12 protein-coding genes are annotated in these 15801 nt (G+C 71.8%); 6 read left to right on the forward strand and 6 right to left on the reverse strand.

What is annotated here, in order from left to right:
- Nucleotides 1-227: 227 nt before the first annotated feature.
- The 4 genes from xdhC to ACWEJX_RS20080 all read right to left on the reverse strand — a co-directional run bounded on the left by xdhC (nucleotide 228) and on the right by ACWEJX_RS20080 (nucleotide 7171).
- The gene (xdhC, locus tag ACWEJX_RS20065; RefSeq protein WP_451608785.1) at nucleotides 228-1040 is read right to left on the reverse strand and encodes a xanthine dehydrogenase accessory protein XdhC; all 813 of its coding nucleotides are present in this window, start codon (nucleotides 1038-1040) and stop codon (nucleotides 228-230) included.
- A gap of 1 nt (nucleotide 1041) precedes the next feature.
- Nucleotides 1042-3426 (reverse strand): xanthine dehydrogenase molybdopterin binding subunit, encoded by a 2385-nt coding sequence (gene xdhB / locus ACWEJX_RS20070; protein ID WP_451608775.1) that lies wholly within the window; start codon nucleotides 3424-3426, stop codon nucleotides 1042-1044.
- Nucleotides 3423-4898: a xanthine dehydrogenase small subunit gene (locus tag ACWEJX_RS20075; RefSeq protein WP_451608776.1), complete on the reverse strand. Its 1476-nt coding sequence runs from the start codon at nucleotides 4896-4898 to the stop codon at nucleotides 3423-3425. Before ACWEJX_RS20075 ends, xdhB begins: the two co-directional genes overlap by 4 nt.
- A 467-nt stretch (nucleotides 4899-5365) precedes the next feature.
- Entirely contained in the window at nucleotides 5366-7171 is a 1806-nt protein-coding gene (locus ACWEJX_RS20080; RefSeq protein ID WP_451608777.1) for a protein kinase domain-containing protein, read from the reverse strand.
- Nucleotides 7172-7363: 192 nt separating this feature from the next.
- Here ACWEJX_RS20080 and ACWEJX_RS20085 point away from each other — a divergent pair, with 192 nt between their 5' ends.
- Nucleotides 7364-8509: a PP2C family protein-serine/threonine phosphatase gene (locus ACWEJX_RS20085; protein ID WP_451608778.1), complete on the forward strand. Its 1146-nt coding sequence runs from the start codon at nucleotides 7364-7366 to the stop codon at nucleotides 8507-8509.
- A gap of 38 nt (nucleotides 8510-8547) precedes the next feature.
- Here the strand turns inward: ACWEJX_RS20085 and ACWEJX_RS20090 are convergent, their stop codons facing one another.
- A complete protein-coding gene (locus tag ACWEJX_RS20090) occupies nucleotides 8548-9783 on the reverse strand; it encodes a serine hydrolase domain-containing protein (RefSeq protein ID WP_451608779.1) in 1236 nt (411 codons plus the stop codon).
- 333 nt (nucleotides 9784-10116) lie between these two features.
- On the opposite strand from ACWEJX_RS20090, the gene ACWEJX_RS20095 reads away from it, so the two are divergent.
- From ACWEJX_RS20095 to ACWEJX_RS20115, 5 genes are read left to right on the forward strand one after another with little or no spacing between them, the layout of a single operon-like run.
- Complete coding sequence (locus tag ACWEJX_RS20095) at nucleotides 10117-11643, forward strand: sensor histidine kinase (protein WP_451608780.1); 1527 nt, start codon at nucleotides 10117-10119, stop codon at nucleotides 11641-11643.
- A 1-nt stretch (nucleotide 11644) separates the two neighbouring features.
- On the forward strand, nucleotides 11645-12052 hold the full coding sequence (locus ACWEJX_RS20100) for a roadblock/LC7 domain-containing protein (protein WP_389210301.1): 408 nt from the start codon (nucleotides 11645-11647) through the stop codon (nucleotides 12050-12052).
- Nucleotides 12049-12405, forward strand: a complete 357-nt coding sequence (locus ACWEJX_RS20105) for a DUF742 domain-containing protein (protein WP_451608781.1) — start codon at nucleotides 12049-12051, stop codon at nucleotides 12403-12405. Before ACWEJX_RS20100 ends, ACWEJX_RS20105 begins: the two co-directional genes overlap by 4 nt.
- Nucleotides 12386-13006 carry a GTP-binding protein gene (locus ACWEJX_RS20110; RefSeq protein WP_451608782.1) on the forward strand — a complete coding sequence of 207 codons (621 nt, stop codon included), beginning with the start codon at nucleotides 12386-12388 and terminating at the stop codon, nucleotides 13004-13006. The genes ACWEJX_RS20105 and ACWEJX_RS20110 overlap by 20 nt, the downstream gene beginning before the upstream one ends.
- Nucleotides 13003-14448 carry a cytochrome P450 gene (locus tag ACWEJX_RS20115; RefSeq protein WP_451608783.1) on the forward strand — a complete coding sequence of 482 codons (1446 nt, stop codon included), beginning with the start codon at nucleotides 13003-13005 and terminating at the stop codon, nucleotides 14446-14448. Before ACWEJX_RS20110 ends, ACWEJX_RS20115 begins: the two co-directional genes overlap by 4 nt.
- On the opposite strand, the gene ACWEJX_RS20120 is transcribed toward ACWEJX_RS20115, so the two are convergent.
- Nucleotides 14437-15534 (reverse strand): terpene synthase family protein, encoded by a 1098-nt coding sequence (locus tag ACWEJX_RS20120; RefSeq protein ID WP_451608784.1) that lies wholly within the window; start codon nucleotides 15532-15534, stop codon nucleotides 14437-14439. The genes ACWEJX_RS20115 and ACWEJX_RS20120 overlap by 12 nt on opposite strands.
- Nucleotides 15535-15801: the final 267 nt, after the last annotated feature.

Genomic DNA, 15801 nt, shown 5'->3' on the forward strand with positions numbered 1-15801 from the left:
GTACAGAAATCCGTCGGTGTCCACGCACCCCAGGTCCCCGGTGCGGATCCAGCCGTCGCGCAGCACCTCGGCGGTCAGCTCGGGCCGGCCGCCCGGGACTTCGGCGACTTCGCCGTCGCGTACTTCCGGGAGGCGGGCCAGGCACGGCGACGTCGCCGCGGGCGTATCGGAAGCGGGCGCTCCTCCCCCATGGGTCCGCGAGCTCAACGGCCCCGGACCGGGGGCGTTCAGCGGTTCTCGCGCTCGAAGGTCAGGAGGAGGTCGGCCGCGACGCTCACCGCGATCGTGGCGGGTTCCTTGCCGGTGATCCCGGAGAGGCCGATCGGGGTCTTGATCCGGTCGATGGTGGCCGCGTCGTGGCCGCCCTCGTTGGCCAGGCGCTGGCGGAAGCGCGACCACTTGGCGGCCGAGCCGATCAGGCCGATCGAGCCGAGACCCGGGGTCCGCAGGGCGGCGTCGCAGAGCGCGGCGTCCTCGGCGTGGTCGTGGGTCATGATCAGGACGTGGGTGCCGGGTGCCAGCTCTTCGAGCACCTCCTCCGGGAGGAGGGGGGTGTGGTGCACGTGGACCTGCGCGACCGCGTCCGCCGTGAGCACGGCGAGCCGCTCCTCGGCGAGCATCTCGGCCCGGCTGTCCGTCAGGTGCAGGTCGATGTCGTGGCGGGCCAGCAGGCGGGCCAGTTCGAGGCCGACGTGCCCGATGCCGAAGATCGCCACCGCCGGGACCACCGGCAGCGGTTCGAGGAAGACGGAGACGGCGCCGCCGCAGCACTGCACGCCGTGCCGGCCGGTGACCTTGTCGTTCAGGGCGAACTCCATGAGTTCCGGCTCCGCGTCGGACTTCTCGATCAGCTCGCGGGCGCGGTCGATCGCGACGGCCTCGATGTTGCCGCCGCCGATGGAGCCCCAGGCCTCGGTGCGGCCCACGACGAGCTTGGCGCCGGCCTTGCGTGGTGCGTGACCGCGCACGGTCGCGACGGTCACGAGCACGCCGGGTTCCCGGCGAGCTCGCAACCGCGCGACCGCGGCGACCCAGGTCATGTCAGGCATGGCTCAGGGCGTTTGCTTCCGTACGGGGCTCGCCGCCCCGCACGTCGCTCTCACGGGCCGCCTCGATGGCCCAGTACACCGCCTCCGGCGTCGCCGGGCAGGCGAGGTCGACGCTGACGCCGGCGGGCCCGAACGCCGCGGCGGCCTGCCGCAGCGCCTCCCGCACCGAGAACGCGAGCATCAGCGGAGGCTCACCGACGGCCTTGGAGCCGTACACGGCGCCCTCTTCCGTGGCGTTCTCCAGCAGCGTGACGTTGAACTCCTCCGGCATCTCGGAGAAGCTCGGCAGCTTGTACGTGCTCGCCGCCTGGGTCAGCAGCCGGCCGCGGTTCGGGCCGTCGCTGGTGTCCCAGCGCAGGTCCTCCAGCGTCAGCCAGCCCGCGCCCTGCACGAAACCGCCCTCGACCTGGCCGATGTCGATCATCGGCGACAGGCTGTCGCCGACGTCGTGCACGATGTCGACCCGCCGGATGCGGTAGGCGCCGGTGAAGCCGTCCACCTCCACCTCGGTCGCGGCCGCGCCGTGGGCGAAGTACTTGAACGGGGAGCCGCGGAAGCTCTTCGCGTCCCAGTGCAGGCCCTCGGTCCGGTAGTAACCGGCCGCCGACAGCTGCACCCGCTGGAAGTACGCGGTGTGCACGAGGTCGTCCCAGGCCAGCTCCTTGTCGCTGCCGAGGACGCGGGCGACGCCGTCGACGATGCGGACGTCCGAGGCGTTCCCGCCCAGCTGGCTGGCGGCCACCTGCAGCAGGCGCTCGCGCAGCTGCTCACAGGCGTTCTTGATCGCCCCGCCGTTGAGGTCCGCGCCGGAGCTGGCCGCGGTGGCGGAGGTGTTGGGCACCTTGTCGGTACGCGTCGGGGCGAGGCGCACCTTGTGCAGCGGGATGCCCAGCGTCGTCGCGGCCACCTGCATCATCTTGGTGTGCAGGCCCTGGCCCATCTCGGTGCCGCCGTGGTTGATCAGGACGGAGCCGTCCTTGTAGATCAGGACCAGCGCGCCGCCCTGGTTGAAGGCGGTGAGGTTGAACGAGATGCCGAACTTGATGCCGGTGATCGCGAGCGCCCGCTTGGTGTTCGGGTGCGCGGCGTTGAAGGCCGCGATCTCGCGCTTGCGGTCGGCGATGCCGGCGTCGTTCTGGACCTGCTGCCAGACGGTGGAGATCCGCTCGGCCTGCGTGACCGGCTGGCCGTACGGCGTCGTCTGGCCCTGGCCCGGCTGGTAGAAGTTGCGCTCCCGCAGCTCCATGGGGTCCAGGCCGAGCTGCGGCGCGCAACGGCCGAGGATGTCCTCGATGACCAGCATGCCCTGGGGTCCGCCGAAGCCGCGGAAGGCGGTGTTCGAGACCGTGTTGGTCTTCGCGATGCGACCGGCGACACGCGCGTTGGGGATCCAGTACGTGTTGTCGATGTGGCACAGCGCGCGGGCGAGCACCGGCTCGGACAGGTCCAGGCTCCAGCCGCCGTCCGCGGTCAGCGTGGCGTCGAGGGCCTGGATGCGGCCCTCGGCGTCGAAGCCGATCTTCCACGTGGCGTGGAAGCCGTGCCGCTTGCCGGACATGGTCAGGTCCTGGGTCCGGTTGAACCGGAAGCGGACGGGCCGGCCGGTCAGCTTGGCGCCGAGCGCGGCGATGGCCGCGAAGCCGTGCGGCTGCATCTCCTTGCCGCCGAAGCCGCCGCCCATGCGCAGGCACTGCACCGTCACCTCGTGTGAGGGGACGCCGAGCACGTGCGAGACGATCTCCTGCGTCTCGGACGGGTGCTGGGTGCTGCTCTGGATGAAGATCTGGCCGTTCTCGTCGACCTGGGCCAGCGCCGCGTGGGTCTCCAGGTAGAAGTGCTCCTGGCCGGAGAACTGGAACTCGCCGGTGATCACGTGCGCGGAGTCGGCGAAGCCGGCGTCGATGTCGCCGGTCTCCATCAGGGGCCGGGCGCCGTGGAAGCTCTCGGCCTCGATCGCGTCCTGCAGGGTGATCAGCGAGGGCAGCTCTTCGAGCTCCACCTCGACGGCCGCCGCACCGAGCCGGGCCGCCTCCAGGGTCTCGCCGAGCACCCAGGCCACCGCGTGGCCGTGGAACATGACCTCGTCGGGGAAGAGCGGCTCGTCGTGCTTCATGCCGGCGTCGTTGACGCCGGGCACGTCGGCGCCGGTCAGCACGCGGACCACACCGGGCACGGCGAGCGCGGGCTCGGTGCGCAGCGCGGTGATCCGGCCGTGCGCCTTGAAGACCTGGACCGGGTAGGCGTGCAGGACGTCCTTGGTCCGGTAGACCAGGTCGTCGGTGTAGAGCGCGGTGCCGGTGACGTGCAGGTTGGCGCTCTCGTGCGGCATCGATACGCCGACGACGGGCTTCTCGGGACGTTCGGACAGATGACTCATGACGACACCGCCTCGGTGGTCTGGGCGTACAGCTTCTTCAGGCTCTGGCCGAGCATCGCGGAGCGGTAGAGGGCGCTGGCGCGGTGGTCGTCCATCGGCGTGCCCTCGGAGCGCAGCGCACGGGCCGCGGCCTCGACGGTCTCCGCCGACCACGGCTCGCCCTCCAGGGCGGCCTCGGTGGCGAGCGCGCGGATCGGGGTGGCGGCCACGCCGCCCAGGCCGATGCGCGCCTTGCGGACGATGCCGTCCTCGATGTCGAGCGCGAAGGCGACCGCGACGCTGGAGATGTCGTCGAAGCGCCGCTTGGCGATCTTGTGGAAGGCCGTGACGGGCGACAGCGGCAGCGGGATACGCACGGCGCGGATCAGCTCGTCGGGACGGCGCACGCTCTGCCGGTAGCCGGTGAAGTACTCCGCCAGCGGGACCACGCGCTCGCCGTCGGCGTCGGCGAGCACCAGCGACGCCTCGAGCGCGAGCAGCACCGGCGGGCTGTCACCGATCGGGGAGCCGGTACCGAGGTTGCCGCCGAGGGTGGCGCTGTTGCGGATGAGCCGGGAGGCGAACTGCGGGAACAGCTCGGCGAGCAGCGGGACTTCGCCGTCCAGGCGGCGCTCGATCTCGGTGAGCGTCACGGCCGCACCGATCTCGATGTGGTCGGACTCGACGCGCAGCTCGCGCAGTTCGGGCAGCCGGTCGATGGCGACCACGCAACCCGCGCGGCGGGAACGGATGTTCACCTCGACGCCGAAGTCGGTGCTGCCGGAGACGACCACCGCGTCGGGCCGCTCGCGCAGCACCCGCAGCGCGTCGCCCAGGGTGGCGGGCCGCAGGAACGTGCTGCCGTCCTGGGTGTAGTCGGTGGCGACCGGGGCGGGCGGCTCCTGGTCGCGACGCTGCGCGAAGGGGTCGTCCTCGGCGGGCTCGCCGACGGCGAAGGCGGCGTCGCGGATCGGCCGGTAGCCGGTACAGCGACAGAGGTTTCCGCTCAGCGAGTGCAGGTCGAAACCGTTCGGGCCGTGCTCGGCGTCGACGCCGTCGGCGGCGTCCGCGTCCGACTCGCCGTGCGCGCAGCGGTCGGGCCGGTAGTACTCCGACGCCATGCTGCAGATGAATCCCGGCGTGCAGTAGCCGCACTGGGAGCCGCCGCGGACCGCCATCTCCTCCTGCACCGGGTGCAGCGTGGGGGGCGTGCCGTCCTCGCCGGGCGTGGCGAGGCCCTCGGCGGTGACGATCTCCTGGCCGTCGAGCGCCGCCACCGGCACCAGACAGGCGTTGACCGCCACCCAGTCGGTGGGCTTGTTCACTCCCGGACGGGCGACCAGGACCGAACAGGCGCCGCACTCGCCCTCGGCACAGCCTTCCTTGGTGCCGGTGAGTCCTCGGTCGCGCAGGAAGTCGAGGACCGTCGTGTGGGGCGAAGCCGGTGAGATCGGTGCTTCTTTCCCATTGACCGTGATCCGTGCCTCTACCATGACATGTCCCCATTTCGGTGCACGGTCGATCGGATTAGCCTAGTCGCCATTTAAGGAGCCTTCTATTTCGCTGGCGCAGCTCAAGAACCCGGATCGCACATCGCTACGCGGGGAGGCGAATGGATGTGCGGAAACGGTGACAGAAGTCAGATGCCAGAAATCAGATGACAGAAATCAGAAAATGCCGGGGCCGCAAGAGGGCACACCGGAAAAGGGCTGCTCAGCAGCCATGCGCGACGCGACCCGGAACCCAGGCGGTTCGCAGAGCGAGGCGGTGCAGGTCGGAGAAGATCGACATCCGACTTCGCCCCCTTTCCACGGCTCACGAGTCGGTGCGCCGAAAGTACGTCGCCGCAGGCCGATCGGTCAAGCCTGCGGCGCCGAAATATGAGACGGCGGTTGCGCCGGTCCGGGCACGGTCCGGAGGCGTCCGGGCACGGTCCGGAGGCGCACCGTGACGGCACCCCCTAGCGGCGCAGCGTCGGCGCGGCGATCACGCCGTTGCCCTCGTCGGAGCAGGACGAGGACTCGACCTTCAGGCGCAGCCGGAGCGCCCCGGTGATCTTCAGGGTGCGGGAGATCGGCTTGCCGAGCTGCACGGTCTCGTTGAAGAGGGCCGGCTGGTCGTCCACGGAGACCACGATGCGGGCCGTCTCGATCTTCGATCCGTCGTCGATGCCGGCGGTGAACTCGAAGGTCTGCCACTCACGGTTGAGGTCGTACTCGACGTAAGCGCCGTTGTAGCAGTCGCCGAGCAGCGCCGCCCCGAACTCCTTGGTATTGATCTTGGCGGGGCCGACCGTGAAGGAGTCGGGCTCGCTGACCGACGACAGCGTGGTCAGGTCCGCCACGGGCACGTCGGGCAGCGAACCCGGGTCGTAGGACGGACTGCCGGACGTGTCCGGGTCGGCGCTACCCGTGTCGCCGGGGCTGTCGCTGGGCTCCGACGTGGGGCTCTCACTGGTCGGATCGGGGGTGGGCTCGGTGGTGGCCGGGGCCGAGCTGGTCGGGGTGTCTCCGGGCTTGGCGGAGTCGTCCTTCTTCCTGTCGCCGAGCAGCCGGACGCCGACCACGGCGACGACGGCGATCAGCACGACCCCGGCGACGGCTCCGAGGAGCAGCCCGCGGCGCTTGCGGCGCGGCGGCTCGGTCGCGGGCGTCGGCGTGGCCGCGGTCGCGCCGTACTGCGGCAACCCCGCGGTCGGCATCCCGGCGGCCGGAGCCCCGGTGCCCGGCGGCTCCGGAGGCGCGTACGCCGGTCCGAAGCCGGCCGGGGGCGCGGCGACGACCGGCGGCGGGCCGGCCGGGGGCGGCGGCGCCGGTACGGCCGCGGGGGCGGGCGGGACCGCGTCCTGGACGCCCGCGGCGCGGGACGCGGTGGTCGTGGACGCCACCCCGTGCCGTACGTCCTTCACCCAGGCCGAGAGGCTCAGCGGGCGCCGGTCGGGATCGGCGGCGGTGATGGCGGTGATCCGGCCCTGCTGCTCGGCCGGCAGGGCGGCGATCTGCGGGAGGGCCAGGAACGCCTGCGCCAGCTGTTCGGGCGCGGGCGGCGGGGCCTGCCCGCTGAGCAGGAAGTAGGTGATCGCGCCGAACGCGTACCGGTCGGAGCCGGGCGTCCGCTTGCCCTCGAAGACCTCGGGCGCCGCGTACCCGGGGGTGAACCAGACCTCGGCGGTCTGGTGGTCGGCGGTCAGCTTGCTCAGACCGAAGTCGACGAGCGTGGCCTGGCCGTGCCGGTCGACCATCACGTTGCCGGGCGAGAGGTCGCCGTGGACGACGGTGCGGCCGGAGGGGGTGGCCTTGCCCGAGTGCAGCCAGTCGAGGACGTCGGCGAGCTGTTCGAGCGTACGCATGACCTCGCGGCGCTCGGCGGGGGTGGTGAGGGTGCGCTCGTCCCGCCAGTCGCGCAGGTCGAGGCCGTCGACGTGGTTCATGACCAGGACGAGCGCCCGCCCGCTGAGCGTGCCCGCCTCGCCGGGCCGGTGGATCGGCGGTCCCTGGAAGTGCTCCCGTACGCCGACGACGCCGGGCCGGTGGACGAAGCGCAGCAGCTCGGCCTGCTCGTTCCACTTCTGGCTCGCCCGCTCGAAGAGCTCGGGCGTGATCGTCGTCTTCGAGTCGAGCACCTTGACGACGACGGGCTCCGTCCCGCCCGCCAGCTCGATCTCCGCGAGATAGAGCACGGCCTCGCCGCCCCGGCCGATGGAACGCAGCAGGCGGTAACGATCGGGCGCCGAGTCGGGCCCGATGTGATGTGCTGTCCCGCTCAATTCTCCCCCACGTCACACGAATTGACTCGCGCTCAGCTTGCCGCCCCGCGATTGCGTGGTCAACCGAACACGGAAAGCCGCCTCGCGGCACCGGCCCGCGCGCCGGTGCCGGCGCCGCCGCCCCGGGTGCTCCGCGCCGCGCCCGGGACCGGGCGACAGGACATGCCCCGTCGCCTGAGGTATGCCTTTCACATGGACCCCCACCGGCGAGGCCCCGCTCCCGGCCGCCCTCCCCGGCGCCGCAGACGGCTGCTGCTCGCCGCGGCCTTCGCGCTCATCGTGGCGGTCACCGTGGTGGACGTCCTGGCCCCTCCGGACGTGCACCTGGGACCGTTCCTGATCGCCGCGCCCGCGGTGACGGCGTCCTTCGCGGGCCCACGGATGACGGCCTTCGTCGGTGCGGTCGCGGTCGTCGCCCAGACGGTGGTGGCGGTCGCGCGGACGACCGTCACGGACCTGAACCACACGTACCAGATCGTCGCGCTGGTGCTGATCTCGGTCCTCGCGACCGTCTTCGCCCATCTGCGGGAGCGGGACGAGAGCCGGGTGACCCGGCTGCGGTCCATCGCCCACGCCGCTCAGAGCGTCGTCCTGCGTCCGCTCCCCCAGCGGTCCGGCCCGCTGCGGATCGCCTCGGTCTACCTGGCGGCCGAGGAGGAGGCGCAGATGGGCGGCGACCTGTACGCGGCGGCCCGTACGGCGCACGGGACCCGGCTGCTGATCGGGGACGCCAGGGGCAAGGGGATGGACGCGATCAGCGAGGCGTCCCTCGTCCTCGGCGCCTTCCGGGTCACCGCCCGCCGCGAGCACGGCCTGCCGGACCTGATCGGGCACCTGGAGGAGGGCGTCGGCTCGGCGGAGGAGGACGCCGGGGCGCCGGGGACGGGACCCGCGGCCGACGGGGCGGCGGCCGGTACGAACGAGGCGTTCGTCACCGCGCTGGTGCTCGACATCCCGGACCGGGAGCCGGTGGTGCGGCTCGTGAACTGCGGCCACCCGCCGCCGCTGCTCCTGCGCGACGGACGGGTGGTTCCGCTCGACTCGGCCGACACGAGCCCCCCGCTGGGGCTCTCCGACGTCCTCTCCCCCGACGTGACGGTGGAGACCTTCCCCTTCGGCGTCGGCGACGTGCTGCTGCTCTACACGGACGGCGTCATCGAGGCCCGCGACCACTCACGCGCCTTCTACCCGCTGGCGGAGCGGCTCACGGCCTGGGCGGGGGAGGACCCGCCGACGCTGCTGAGCCGTCTGCGGGCCGACCTCCAGGCGTACGCGGGCGGCCACCTCGGCGACGACGCGGCGCTCGTCGCGGTCCAGCGGCTCGCGCCGCAGCCGTAGGGCGCCGCAGCCGCGGGAGGGGGGCGTCCCGGCCCGCTCTACCCGAAGTCGGGGATCGGGTGTCCCGGGGTCAGGGCGGCCGCGATGCGCTGGGTGATCAGATGGGCGGTGTGGCCGTCCCCGCTCTTGGGGCCCTGGGTGGTCGAGACGGCGATGGACAGGCGCTCGGACGGCAGGTAGGCCATGGACGCGGAGTAGCCGAAGAACAGCGGGTGCTGGGAGATCCAGTCGCCGAGGACGAGGATGCCCAGGCCGTCGTGGGTGGCCTCGGTCTGCTTCAGGCACACCTCCTCGGGGCACTTCTTGGTGGCGTGGCCGAGGCCCACCGTCCCGGGGTTCAGCAGTTCCCGGTACGAGGACGGGGAGAGCAGCTCGCCGGAGCCGAGGCCGCCGGCCGAGCGTTCGAGGTCGCAGATGTCGGTGGTCTCGACCGCGCCGGGGGCGGTGGTCCAGGAGGGGTTCCAGAAGGTGGACTCCTCGTAGAGCCCGCGGTCGGAGTCGAAGGCGTGCAGGACGGGTTCCGGGATGTCGGGCGTGAAGGAGTTGCGGGTCTCGCGCAGCCCCAGCGGACCGGTGACCTCCTGCCGGATCAGGCGGTCGAGGCGGGTCCCGGTGATCTTCTCGAGCGCGGCGCCGAGGAGGACGAAGTTGGCGTGGGAGTAGCTCCAGTTCGTCCCGGGGTCGTACCACCGGTCCTCGTGGGTCGCGAGGTCCACCACCTCGTCGGCGGTCCACTGGCGGAACGGGTTCGCGCCGACGGCCTGCTGGAACGCGGGGAGGCGGACGTAGTCGACGAGGCCGGTGGTGGACGCGCCCAGCATGCGCAGGGTGATCTTCTCGGCGTGCGGGAGGCCGGGCAGCCAGCGCTCGACCGTGTCGTCGAGACCGACCCGGCCCTGGTCGACCAGGCGCAGGAGGGCCGTGCCGAGGTAGCTGATCGCGATGTTGCCGTTGCGGAAGTGCATGGCGGGGTCGGCCGGGACCCCGGTCATCGACTCGCCGAGCGCGGTGGTGATCACCTCGTGGCCGTCGACGGAGACCCGCAGGATGACGGACTTGAGGTCCATGTCCTTCCTGGCCTTCTCGGCGATCCGCAGGATCTCGGCGGCCCGGCCGTCGTGGGGCGGTCGCGAACCGGTGCAGGGCCGGTGGTGGTGGCCGCCCTCGCCCGTCGCGCCGCCGGCACTCGCGACCGGGGCGGTGAGGGCGACGAGCGCGGTGAGTGCGGCGACGACGGCGCGGCGCGGCCGCGAGGTGGTGCGGGCTGGTGTCATGGCCGGAGTATCGGCCGGGCCCCCTCGCGCGATGGCCCGGCCACTCGCCGACCCGCGCGATCATCACCCGTCAGGCGTCGCAATCTGATCAGTTTCTTTCCATTTCAGATCGCAATTCATCTCTTCGTGATTCCGAATTGATTGATGGAGGCTTCCCCTCCATCGAGGTCACATGTCAAACCCGAACTGACTATGCTCCCCACATGTGTTGCGCCGCGCTCACAGCGAGTCATGAACGCTGAATCAGGCGCCGCAGTCCGCTCATTTCCAGACTGTTTAGGGACCCCCTTGATGGTTCGTGCAGGTTCGACTTCCAGAGCCCTGCCGCGTGCAGTGGCTCCGGTTTGGCTCATCCCTCCCGGAACCCTGGCTGTCGCCCTCGCCATAGGGCTGCTCTTCTCCCCGGCGCAGATACGGTCACCGCTCGCCTGGTACGGACTCGCCGCGGTCGCCCTGACGGTCGTCACCTCGGCCGCGACCGTGCACCGGCTGCGGTCGGCGGAGGCGGTCCGGTACGCGCGGGCGTCCGCCGACACCCAGGAGTACTACGCGGGGCGCGAGGCCGCGCTGCTCGGGCGCCTGGCCGATCAGCGGTCCACCACCGTGTGGATGGCCGAGTCGCTCCTCCCGGCGGCCGTCGCCCGCCTGAAGAAGGGCGAACCCGCCTCGGAGATCCTGCACTCGGCCGCGTTCGGGGAACACCTCGACCCCGACTTCGCCGAGGCGCTCCGGGAGGCCCTGCGGGTGCTCCTCGAAGCCGTGGAGACCGAGGAGAGCACCCGGGACTCGTCCCAGCGGGCCCTGGTGGCGGTCGCCCGCCGGATGCAGGCGATCGTGCACCAGCTCGCCAAGGACCTGCACGCCATGCAGATCCAGCACGGCACGGACCTCGTGGTCTCCCGCGGCCTGCAGGGCATCGACCACCGCAACGCCCTGATCGGCCGCCTCGCCGCCAGCATCGCGGTCCTGGGCGACGCCCGGCCCGGGCGCCAGTGGTCGAGGGCGATCCCGCTCTACGACGTGCTGCGCGGCGCCATGTCCCGCATCGTCGACTTCCCCCGCGTGAAGCTGCAGTCGGTGACGGAGGTGGCCGTGATCGGCCCCGGCGCCGAGCCGCTGATCCACCTGCTCGCCGAACTGCTCGACAACGCCACCACGTTCTCGCCGCCGCACACCCCGGTCGAGGTGACCGCGAGCGAGGTGCCCACCGGCGTCGCGATCGAGATCGAGGACCGCGGCGTCGGACTCACCGAGGAGGTCCGGCAGCGCATCGAGCGCGTCATGGCCCAGGCGGCCCGGGGCAACCTGATGTCGGGGCTGGGCGAGGTCACCCAGCTCGGCCTTCCCGTCGTGAGCCGGCTGGCCCGCGAGCACGGCTGCGTGGTCGATCTGCGCACCTCCGCCTACGGCGGCGTACGGGCCGTCGTGCTCGTCCCCCGGCGCCTGATCACCACGGTTCCCCAGCCTCTCCTGCGGACTCCGCAGCCCGTCCGCAAGCGCCCCGGCGGCCCGATCCGCACGCGGCCCCTGACGGCCTCCGCGCCCCTGCCGGTACAGGCACCCGCACCGGCACCCGCGCCCACCGTCGCGGCCGATGCCGCGCCGGACGCCGGCGAGGCCGGCGCGACCGTCAACGGACTCCCCCGGCGCCGCCGGGAGTCGCCCGTACCGACGCCGCTCGTCCGCACGCCCCCCGCGCCCGGCACGGCTCCGCCCGTCTCCCGGCGCACCTCCGGAACGCCGACCCCCCAACCGGGTCTGATGTGGGAGGCGTTCAACGGCGAGCGGCGAACGGCCGCCGAACCCACCACCCCACCCAGCCAGCCAGCCGACAGCGAGCCGTCAGATGAGGTCGATTAACATGCAGCCACTGCCCAACATCGACTGGATGCTCACGGAGCTCGTGGGCGGCGTTCCGCACGTACGGCACGTCGTCGTCCTGTCGTCCGACGGCCTGTGCATCGGGCAGGCGAACACGGCTCCCGACACCGCGGACGCCATCGCAGCCGCCTGCTCCGGCATCCAGAGCCTGGCCAAGGCCATCGCGCAGATGTTCCCGCACGGGGACGGCTCGACGCGAATGGTCGGGATCGAGGCCGACGGCGGGTACTTCTCCATGATGGCGGCCGGCCCCGGGGCGTACCTCGCGGTGCTCGCCGACGCCGAGGTGGACGCCGGGCTGCTCGGCGACCGCATGCGGACCCTGGTCGTGCGGATCGGCCAGCACATGACCAGCCCGCCTCGTGATGACGTCCGGCAGGCGATGTGACATCGGAGAACCAGTCCCGCTGGGACGAAGGCACTCCCGTTCCGCTCTACGTCATTACCGGTGGCCCGGAGTCCCTGGCCAAGGCGTTCGACCTCGTCACGCTGATCGCGTCCAGGGCCCAGCCCGACCCCGCGATGCAGCCCGAGCAGGCGGCGATCCTCTCGATGTGCGAGTACCCGCTGTCGGTGGCCGAGGTGTCCGCGCACCTCAGCCTGCCGTTCAGCGTCGTCACCGTGTTGCTGTCCCAACTCGTCGAGGACGAACGTGTCGAGGCCATTGCACCCGTGCCCGTCGCGGCGTACCCCGACCGCGGCCTACTGGAGGCGGTGATCCATGGACTACGTAAGCTCTGACGCGCCCGCGCCGGGCGCGGGCGGCACCGACCTGCTGCTGCCGCACGGCTCCAGAGGCGTCAAGGTCGTGATCGTCGGCGGCTTCGGCGTCGGCAAGACGACCATGGTCGGTTCGGTGAGCGAGATCCCGCCCCTGACCACCGAGGAACGCATGACCCAGGCGGGCGTCGGGATCGACGACAATCCCGGCGTCGCCCACAAGAACACCACCACCGTCGCGATGGACTTCGGCCGGATCAGCATCAACCGGGAGCTGATCCTCTACCTGTTCGGGACCCCGGGTCAGGAACGCTTCTGGTTCCTGTGGAACGGGATCTTCGAGGGCGCGCTCGGCGCCGTCGTCCTCGTCGACACCCGCCGGATCGAGGTCTGCTTCGAGGTCATCACCCGGCTGGAGGACCGCCGGGTCCCGTTCGTCGTCGCCGTCAACGCCTTCCCGGACGCTCCCCAGTACCCCGTACCAGAACTGCGCACCGCACTGGCCCTCAGCGAATCCGTCCCCATCGTCACCTGTGACGCACGTGACCGGGCGTCCTGCCGTGACGCCCTGCTCTCGCTGATGGTCTACCTGTGCACCCTCGCCGCCCAGGAGACCGCATGACCGTCCCACCCCCGGAACACACCGCCCTCGCCCCCGAGTCGTCCCCGCCACCGGGCTGTCCGGCCCACACGGCCACGGGACCGGACGGAGCCACGCGGCTCTACGGCGACGTCGCGGCGACGGACCCCATGGGGCTGTACGAGGAGCTGCGCGCCAAGCACGGTCCCGTGGCGCCCGTGCTGCTCGACGGCGACGTCCGCGCCTGGCTCGTCCTCGGCTACCTCGAGAACCGTGACGTGGCCACCCGCTCCACCCAGTTCTCCCGCGACCCCCGGGTCTGGCACGGCTGGACGAGCGGGGAGATCGACCCCGCCACCTCGCCGCTCGTGCCGATGATCGGGTGGCGTCCGGACTGTGTGTGCGCGGACGGCGAGGAGCACCAGCGGCTGCGCGGCGCGGTCACGGCCGGCCTCGACCAGTTCGACCACCGCGGCGTCCGCCGGCACATCACGCGCTTCGCCCACCAGCTGATCGACGGGTTCTGCGAGGACGGCGAGGTGGAACTGGTGGGCCGGTTCACCGAACACCTGCCGATGCTCACCCTCACCCGGCTGCTCGGGATGTCGGACGAGTCCGGCCCCGCGCTCGTGCACGCGGCCCGGGACCTCTTCAAGGCCACCGAGACGTCGCTCGCCAGCAACGCCTACGTGCTGGAGTGTCTGGAGAAGCTCGTCGTCGAGAAGCGAGTCCGGCCGGGGCAGGACATCGCGTCCGCGCTGCTCGCCCATCCGGCCGGTCTCACCGACGAGGAGGTCAAGCAGCACCTGCGGCTCATCCTGCTCGCCGGCTACGAGACGACCGCCAACCTCATGTCCAACGTGCTGCGCATGGTGGTCACCGATCCGCGCTTCCGCGGGTCGCTCGCCGGCGGCCAGATGACGCTGCCCGAGGCGGTGGAGCAGGTCCTGTGGGACGAGCCGCCGCTGATGGTGTGCCCGGGCCGCTGGGCCAACAGCGACACCACCCTCGGCGGGCAGCGGATCAAGGCCGGGGACATGCTGCTGCTCGGCCTGGCCGCCGGGAACGTCGACGAGGCGATCCGCCCGGACGCCGCGGCGCCGGTGCACCACAACCGGGCGCATCTGTCGTTCAGCGCCGGCAACCACGAGTGCCCCGGGCAGGACATCGGCCGCATCATCGCCGACACCGGCATCGACATCCTCCTCACCCGGCTGCCCGACATCGTCCTGGCCGTCCCGGAGGAGGACCTCAGCTGGCGCTCCACCACCTGGGCCCGGCACCTGACGGCCCTGCCCGTGACCTTCGCCGCCCGTCCCCCCAGGGCCCCGGACGTCCCGGCGCCGCTGCCGGCCCCGCCCCCGCAGAGCCCCGGGCTGCCGTCGGCGGCGCCGTGGCCGGAGGCCGGCCCCGCGCCCGCGCGGCGCCCGGCGTCCCGGGCCCCGTGGTGGACGCGCCTCGGACGTCTGCTGCTACGGCGATAGGCGCGCCACGGCGGACGGGGGTGCCGGCGAGCCTTCGCCGGCATCCCTGCGGTGCTGCTCCGGAACCGGCGCGTCGGCGGGTACGTAGCGGGGCGCCCCGGTGTACCAGGCGTGGAGTCCGGACAGGAAGGCGCAGGCTCCCCGGAGCCATGCCTCCAGCTCGTCCCGCTCGTCCCTGTGCAGCCCGGACCGCCGGACCAGCAAAGGGAGTTCGCCGTGTCCGAGGCGCTCGAAGTCGCGCAGCCGGGCGTTCACCAGGTGGACGGCGGCGGGCACGGCCTCGTGGAGGGGGATGCCCAGGGATGTTCCGATGACGACGACGAGGTTGTTGACGTCGTGCTCCTCGTGGACCTCCCGGTCGTAGGAGGCGATGTCGTTGGCCAGGCCCATGACGTCCATGAAGGCGTCGAGCAGGCCGCGGACGACACGGGTGTGCCGGATCTTCTCGGGTATTCGCGCGCCGGTGGAGAGTTCGACGGAATAGGGGGCGGTATAGGCGGCGAAGCTTTCTCGCCGGAATGGCGCGTACTCGATCAGATCGGGAACGCGGCCGCTGAGGCTGTTGGCGAGTTCCAGTACTCCGGCGTCGATGTATTTCGCCAGGGCGCTGTTGAACTCGTGCCGCCAGTGCGCCAGTCTGGGCGGGAAGAGATTGCGCTGCAGATCCGCTATTCCGCGCTCCACGGCGTTCACCGGCTCCGGTGAAGGTGCGCCGGGTTCCGGCTGCAGGAAGGAGTGGAGCCGGGCGGTGAACTCCAGCGCGGCGGGGAGGTCGCCCGTCCGCTTGAAGGTGGCGGCGAAGTAGTCGTCCCAGGCCAGCGCCCAGATGTTGAAGCGGTGGTTGAGGCGGAGGTCGGCCGGTGCGGCGTCGGGGAGGGTCCAGGCGGTCAGCTGGTCCACGGTCATGGCGTGGAACTGCGACCGGGTCCAGATCGCCCGGTCGGCCGACGGTCCTTCGTCACCGTCCAGCATGCCCATCTCACGCGCCCAGGTCTCGCTCTCCGCACGCAGCCCCGGCAGATACGGATTGCCCCGCACCGGATAGGGCATCCACAGCTCCGGGAGCTCGACGGCACTCACGGTCATGACGGATCAACCTCCTTCTCCCCGACGATCGGGCCGACGATCAAGTCGGCGATCCGAGCTACAGTCCCACGGCCACTGCCGGTTGCCTATGCCACTGAGGCCGGACCATTCCCCTGATGAGCCCTGTCAAACCCGCCAAGGTGGCCGATTCGCTCTCTTTGGGAACGCGGGTGTGCGCGTGAGGTCAGTGGGTCCCGCCTGGTGAAACGGGCGCGGGACCGCAGACGCTCCACCACCGGTGGGACGGTGGTGGAGCGCTTGCTGCCG

This window comes from Streptomyces sp. NPDC004788, assembly GCF_053601115.1.